This window comes from Thiolapillus sp., from assembly GCF_048562965.1.
Taxonomy (GTDB): domain Bacteria; phylum Pseudomonadota; class Gammaproteobacteria; order Chromatiales; family Chromatiaceae; genus Thiolapillus; species Thiolapillus brandeum_A.
This window is the reverse complement of record NZ_JBHNMF010000144.1, coordinates 1-7,214: the sequence shown is the minus strand read 5'-3', so window position 1 is coordinate 7,214 and position 7,214 is coordinate 1. Positions and strand designations below refer to the sequence as shown.

At 59.4% G+C, this 7,214-nt stretch carries 6 protein-coding genes; 3 read left to right on the top strand and 3 right to left on the bottom strand.

All coding sequences use genetic code 11. From position 1 onward, the window contains the following. Nucleotides 1-192: 192 nt before the first annotated feature. Both ACOCD2_RS09370 and ACOCD2_RS09365 read right to left on the bottom strand, forming a co-directional pair. The gene (locus ACOCD2_RS09370; protein WP_293647044.1) at nucleotides 193-888 is read right to left on the bottom strand and encodes an HAD family hydrolase; all 696 of its coding nucleotides are present in this window, start codon (nucleotides 886-888) and stop codon (nucleotides 193-195) included. Between the two features lie 15 nt (nucleotides 889-903). Continuing rightward, nucleotides 904-1,908: an aminoglycoside phosphotransferase family protein gene (locus ACOCD2_RS09365; protein ID WP_293647046.1), complete on the bottom strand. Its 1,005-nt coding sequence runs from the start codon at nucleotides 1,906-1,908 to the stop codon at nucleotides 904-906. 86 nt (nucleotides 1,909-1,994) lie between these two features. Between ACOCD2_RS09365 and lptD the strand changes: the two genes are divergently transcribed. From lptD to pdxA, 3 genes are read left to right on the top strand one after another with little or no spacing between them, the layout of a single operon-like run. Next, entirely contained in the window at nucleotides 1,995-4,655 is a 2,661-nt protein-coding gene (gene lptD, locus ACOCD2_RS09360; protein WP_293647048.1) for an LPS-assembly protein LptD, read from the top strand. Beyond that, nucleotides 4,645-5,973, top strand: a complete 1,329-nt coding sequence (locus tag ACOCD2_RS09355) for a peptidylprolyl isomerase (RefSeq protein WP_293647050.1) — start codon at nucleotides 4,645-4,647, stop codon at nucleotides 5,971-5,973. Before lptD ends, ACOCD2_RS09355 begins: the two co-directional genes overlap by 11 nt. Then, on the top strand, nucleotides 5,970-6,932 hold the full coding sequence (gene pdxA / locus ACOCD2_RS09350) for a 4-hydroxythreonine-4-phosphate dehydrogenase PdxA (RefSeq protein WP_293647052.1): 963 nt from the start codon (nucleotides 5,970-5,972) through the stop codon (nucleotides 6,930-6,932). The genes ACOCD2_RS09355 and pdxA overlap by 4 nt, the downstream gene beginning before the upstream one ends. 74 nt (nucleotides 6,933-7,006) lie before the next feature. Here the strand turns inward: pdxA and ACOCD2_RS09345 are convergent. Continuing rightward, nucleotides 7,007-7,214: hypothetical protein (locus ACOCD2_RS09345; protein WP_293701645.1), on the bottom strand; the 208-nt coding region annotated here is incomplete at its 5' end.

The window sequence follows — 7,214 nt, the reverse complement described above, 5'->3', positions numbered from 1 at the left end:
GTGAGCAGGATGCAGCAATCAGCGTATAGAACAAGCTCTAACGGGCAGTATGAACAAAATAGCAACTTTATTTCACCCGAAAATATACGGTGGAACAATGTTGCTTACTCTAAACTCTAGTGGTGGAAGATCCAGTAAAAAAAGGGTAACAACAGTACCCAATCCAGGCGTTATACACAGCGTCGGGGTCAGCTATATATGCTGTTTTGTAAGATATACCCGCAAAGGATACAAATTGAACAAACACAAGTCCGCCCGCTTTCTGTTCTGCCCTCCCAGCGGCTGGCGATGCACCCAGGCAGTCGCCATGCCCAGGCGGGCCGAAGGCAGGATGTCCCGCTCCCAGTCATCTCCCACGTGCAGCATCTCCCCGAAATCCAGGCCGAAGCGGCGGGCCACCTCGTGAAACATGGCCGGATGGGGTTTTGCAGCACCCACATCTTCCGCGCTCAGGGACAGGTGGAAACAGGACTTCAGGGGAGTATGTTCCACCTGTGCATTGCCGTTGGTAAGCGACACCAGCGTATAGTGGCGCCGCAGGTGCTTCAGCACCGGCAGTACATCACCCCAGGGAACGACCTGATTACGGGCCTGACGGAATACCTGCAGGCCCTGAACCGCCAGTGAAGGGGGATAACCAAACTCATCCAGCAATGCTTCAAGAGTCTTAAGACGTACCAGCGTCAGGTCATGGGCCCGGGAAGGGTTGTTCGCCATCCAGTCCAGCCGCTGCTTGCGCATGACCTCGATGGAACGGTTTGCCGCAGCCTCGGGTGCATGAAGCATCAGCCAGCGGTGTAGCCTGCGCTCGGCGGCCAGAATCACCGGCGCAGTGGCCCACAGCGTGTCATCCAGATCGAAGGTCAGCAGACGAAGTTTGTCGAACACCGGGTTCCCACTGCCCTATGCGGAAAATTCGGTCAGACGGGGCGAAGACAGCACCCGCTCCTGGATGAAGGCAGCCAGGGGAGTCAGCTCCTCCCGTCTCTGGGCAAGTTCCACGATATAACACAGGGTGCGGGGAATATCGCCCAGATAGCCGGTCTTGCCATCCCGGTGGGCCAGACGGGCAAAGATACCGGACGCCTTGAGGTGGCGCTGAGCACCCATGAGATCGAACCAGCGCAGGAAATGGCTTTCATGCTGATCCTTCAGCACGCCCGACTGCACGCAAAGCTGATAATAGCCCCAGGCCCATTCATCCACCCGGGTGCCGGACCAGCGGATATAACAGTCGCGCAGCAATGACACCAGGTCATAGGTTACCGGTCCCCGCACGGCATCCTGAAAATCGATGACCCCGGGTGGCTGAACGGTATCCGCCATGAGATTGCGGGAATGATAGTCCCGGTGGACGAACACCCGGGGCTGCTCCAGCGCGGCTTCGGTCAGTTTCGCGAAGCTTTCATCCAGCATCACCTGTTCCGTTTCGGACAACTCTAGCCCCAGATGCTGCTGCAGCAACCACTGCGGGAAGAGCGCCATCTCTGCCTGCAGCAGTTCGCCGTCATATTCCGGCAGTCCGGCCGGATCGATGCAGGCCTGCATGCTCACCAGGGCAGCCAGGGCATCGCCGTACAGACGTTCCACCGATTCATCGTCGAGGACATCCAGATAGGACTGCGCCCCAAGATCTTCGAGCAGCAGGAAGCCCTGATCCAGATCCCGTGCATACACCTGCGGCGCATGCACGCCTGCTTCGTGCAGTCGCCGGGCCACATCCACGAAAGGCGCGCAATTTTCCTTCTCCGGCGGAGCATCCATGGCGATACGGGTCTGGCCATCAGCCAGAAAAACCCGGAAATAACGGCGGAAACTGGCATCTTCCGATGCCGGTTCGAGGGCAAAATCTGTCAGGCCACAGCCCGTTTTCAGCCAGTTTTCCAGTAGGGTCAGACGTTGGGACATATTATTTGTTGGCACAAGCATTGAATCAGCCGCCATTCTATGCGATTTTACCCGCGCCCGCGTGGAAACTACCGGAACAATGGATCTTGATACATAGCCCTCTCAATCGCCGCCGTCTCGCTTCACTTGTCTGCTGCAGCCTTTTATACGGCGTGAGCCTGGCAGCGCCTGAGCAGTGGGAGTGCGTGCCTGCGCCAGACGGGAAAGGCTGGCGCTGCGGCGCTGCAGGAACGGTAGAACTGAAGGCGGGGCCACCTTCCCTTAAGCCCCCTCCCGCTGACGGACCAACTCCGGCAAAGCCCCCGCAGGAAAGGGGCATAACCACGCCTCCACCGGCAAAACCTGAAGCTGCGGCCCCGGCGTCACAGCCCGAGCCTCTCCCGCCTAAACCGCCTGTTGCAAAACCAGAACCCAAACCTCTGGAACCGCCCGCCGTCAGTCCGAAAAGAGGCAGCGAGGAAACCCGGGCGGCCGAACCGGAACAGACTGCAGCAGAAGCAGAGAGTCCCGCCCCCGACGATGAACAACCTGCCGAAAAACCTCCCGCACAACCAGCCGGGCCTGCGGAACAAACAGCCTCTCCCCCGGCCACTAACCATTTCACGGTACTGCTGGATGAGGGCATAGCGTGGGAGCAGTGCCAGGCTGTGCCAGCCGTGGCGCGGCAAAGCCCGGCAAATGGCCTCATCGTCATAGAAGCCGACAGTGCAACGGCGTTGCCGGAACAGAACACCGCAGAGTTCCAGGGCAATGTGGTGATTCACCACCCCAAACAAACCGTCTACGCCGACAAACTGCATTTCGACAACCAACGCCAGCTGATCAAGGCGGACCAGCAGTTGCTGATCCAGCTCCGTGATCTGCGGCTACTCGGCAGTCAGGCATGGTTCGACCTGAACCGCCACAAGGGCGAAATGAGCCAGGTGAGCTACCGCATTCCCAGCCGCAAGGCCCGCGGGGAAGCCGGCCGCATGGCGCTGCTGGACAAGGATCACAGTCGCTTCGAGAACATCAGTTACACCACCTGCCCACCTGGCAACAGGGGCTTTGTGCTGTCCGCCGAAAGCATGGACATCGACCAGAAAAACCAGATCGGCACTTTCCGGGCCGCCAAGCTGCGTTTTCTGGGTGTACCGATCTTCTATGCGCCGACGCTGACTGTCTCCCTGGACGATTCCCGCAAGAGCGGCCTGCTGGTACCCTCTCTGGGCTACTCTTCGAAAAATGGGGCAGATATCACCGTACCCTACTATTTCAACCTCGCGCCCAATTACGATGCCACATTCATGCCCCGCCTGCTGAGCAAGCGCGGGCTACTGCTCGGCGGTGAATTCCGTTTCCTGACGCCCTCTCACAGCGGCAGGCTGCTGGCTGAAATATTGCCGGACGACCGCCTCTATGAGGGCAACAGCACGCGCGGTGCCCTTCGCGCCCGTACGCACAGCAACCTGGGCCAGATCACGCCCGGCCTGGCAGCCGACCTCGACCTGAACTGGGTGTCCGATCAGGGCTATCTCGACGATCTGGGGCAAAGCCTGGCCGTCACCAGTACACGCCATCTGCGCAACCGGGCGGCACTGAGCTGGCGCAACCGTAACTGGGATGCCGTGGCGGAACTGCGCCACTACCGCACCCTGGACGACAGCATCCTGCCCGAAGACCGGCCCTACAGCCTGCTGCCCCGGATGGCTGTCCACTGGCTGCAGTACCAGGGACCCGCAGGCCTGGATTACAGCCTTGCCGGGGAAGTGAGCAATTTTTACCGGGAAGACAGCGTTACCGGCCTGCGGGTCGACCTGAAGCCACGCATCAGCCTGCCATGGCGCCGTGACTGGGGCTTCATCGAACCCGCCCTGAATGCCCGATATACTTCCTATTCCCTGGATGGACAGCTTCCGGGACAAAGCAGCTCACCCAGCCGCAGCACCTACAGCATCAGCCTGGACAGCGGCCTGATGTTCGACCGCGATGTCACCTGGTTCGGGCGGAACATGACCCACACCCTCGAACCGCGCGCCTACTATCTCTATACGCCTTACAAGAAGCAGTCTGACATCCCCCTGTTCGACACCAGCTATCTGGACTTCAACTTCAGCAACCTGTTCCACGACAACAGGTTCAATGGCCCTGACCGGGTGGGCGATGCCAACCAGCTGACGCTGGCACTGACCAGCCGCGTACTCTCAGGCAGCGATGGCAGGGAACTGTTGAACGCCAGCATTGGTCAGATCTATTACTTCGAGGATCGCCGGGTTACGCTGCTTGACGACGAACCCATAGATACCAGCAGTTCCTCTGTGATTGCAGAGCTGACTACCGGTATCTTCGACCACTGGCTGTTGCGTGCCGGCGTACAGGTTGATACCCACGCCGACACCCGCGTCCAGCAGGGGCTGGCCCAGGCGAGCTACGGGGGCGATTCGGGCGAACGCCTGCACGCCTCCTGGCGCTTGCGCGAAGGCACGCTGGAACAAACCGACCTGGCCGCTTATTGGCCGGTTTCCAACAAGATCGGCCTGATAGGCCGCTGGTACTACTCTGTTGAAGAGCGCCATGATCTCGAAACCGTGGCGGGCATCGAATACGGCGACTGCTGCTGGCGCATACGCGCCGTTTGGCGCCGCTATCTGGACAGCAACGGCACCGAGTACAATAACACCGCATTGCTGCAGCTCGAACTGAACGGGCTGGGCAAACTGGGCAACAATATCGACAACTTCCTGGATCGAACAATATATGGGTACTGAGCACAAGACGAAGACGTCTGCACCTTTTTTCCTGCTTTTACTGCTGCTTCCCCTCCTGTCTTCCCTGATCCCGGAACCTGCTGCCGCAGAAGACGGCCTCATGGATCGCATTGTCGCCATCGTCAATGACGATGTGGTGCTGCAAAGTGAACTGCAGGACGAAACAGCCGCTATCCGCAGCAAGCTGGAGCAGGCAGGCGCCACTGATATCCCGGAGGATGAACTTCAGAAACGGGCGCTGGACCGGCTCATTCTTTACAAGCTGCAGATTGAGGAAGCCAAAAAGCTGGGCATTTCCATCGATGACGAAACCCTGCTTTCTGCCATGAACAACATTGCCGCACAAAACGGCCTCACCATGGACGAACTCGCCGAGGCGCTCGAAAAGGAAGGCATGTCTGTGGACAAATACCGTGAACAGCTTCGGGAGGAAATCACGCTTCAGCGGCTGCGCAACCGGGAGGTCATCAGCCGCATACAGGTCACCAAGGCCGAAGTTGACAATTATCTGGCCCATGCGGAACAGAACCCGGGCGGGCGGGAGGCCTATCATATCCGGCACATCCTCATCGCCACCCCCGACGGCGCTTCCAGCGAAGAGATTGCCAAGGCCCGGAAACAGGCCGTGGACATCCTGCAACGACTGAAGAAAGGTGAGAATTTCGCTGCGCTTGCCTCACGCTATTCAGCAGGAAGGCAAGCGCTGGACGGTGGCGACCTGGGCTGGCTGGAGGCAGGGCAGGTGCCCAGCCTGTTCCTTTCCGAACTGGCGGAAATGGAGCGTGGCGACGTGCGCGGCCCCTTTCATGCCGCCAGCGGCTTCCATATCATCAAACTGGAGGACTACAAGGGCGGTGACCGCAATATCATCAAGCAGACTCACGCACGCCATATTCTCATTCGCACCGACGAACTCACCTCGGATGATGACGCGAGAAACCGGCTGGAGCAGCTCTACCAGCGCATAAAGGGGGGTGAAGACTTCGCCGCTCTGGCCCGCGCCCATTCCGACGACAAGGGTTCTGCCATCAAGGGCGGCGACCTGGGCTGGGTAAGCCCCGGAAACCTGGTGCCCAAGTTCGAGGAAGTTATGGACGCGCTGCCCGTCGGCGGCCTGAGCGAGCCCTTCCGCACACAGTTCGGCTGGCACATCGTTCAGGTGCTGGAGCGCCGCGATTTCGATGCCACCGATGAAGTGAAGCGCAACAAGGCCAAGCTGGCGCTGCGCAAACGCAAGGCGGATGAAGCACTGCAGCTCTACCTGCGCAAGCTGCGCGACCAGGCCTTCGTCGAAACCCACCTGGAAGACCGGTATTGAGCATCGTCATCACGCCGGGTGAACCGGCCGGTATCGGCCCAGACCTGATCCTGCAGGTGGCTCACAGAGGGATGAACACCCCTGCAATTGTCGTGGCTGACCCCGACATGCTGGCGCAGCGTGCAGCACTGTTGAACCTGGACATCGCCATTACCGAAACCTCAACACCCCCAACACAGGCGACGAAAGCCGGCACACTGCATGTCCATCCGGTGCGCATGCCCCGTGCCTGCACACCTGGCAGGCTGGACAGAAACAATGCCGGCTACGTGCTGGAATGTCTGCGACTCGCCGCGGAAGGCTGCCTGAACAAGCAGTATGCCGCACTGGTAACCGGCCCGGTGCACAAAGGCATCATCAACGACGCAGGCATTCCGTTCAGCGGCCATACCGAATTTCTGGCGGAGCTCAGCGGCGGCTACCCCGTCATGATGCTTGCCTGCCCCGGGTTGCGGGTCGCATTGGCGACCACACACCTGCCCTTGAGGGAGGTCAGCGATGCTATCACGCCCAATCTGCTGACCCGGGTCATCCGCATCCTGCACACAGACCTGCAGAGCAGGTTCAATCTGCACAGTCCCAAAATCCTGGTATGCGGCCTCAACCCACATGCCGGAGAAGGTGGCCACCTGGGCACAGAGGAGATGAACATCATTGCCCCCGTGTTGGAAGCGTTGCGCCAGGACGGCCTGCAATTGCTTGGCCCCCTGCCTGCAGATACAGTGTTCACACCACGTTATCTCGAACAGGCCGATGCCGTGCTTGCCATGTACCACGATCAGGGCCTGCCCGTGCTCAAGCATATGGGATTCGGCAACGCCGTCAACATCACCCTGGGGCTACCTTTCATCCGGACATCTGTCGACCATGGCACTGCGCTGGATCTGGCCGGCACGGGATCAGCCGAAGCAGGTAGCCTGCTGGCGGCGATACAACAAGCGGCCACAATGGCGGGATAACTGTTTGCAAGCCATTCATCATGGCTGATAACCTTGCAGGGTGTTCTCCAGTTACCCGGATATGGCTCCTCATGTCACAATTCACCGAACCCGAACCACCTTTTGATATCGAAAGGTTGTTGCCTGAAGCCGTTGCTGCAATACTGGAACTGCAGGATTGCCGGGTACCATGTGATTATATTCCAAAAAGGAGCTATCCTTTGTTCCGAACCCGCCAGATATTGAACGACTGGCTCACGCAAAACCTGGAGGAAGCATAACGCCATGGTTATCCATCCACAA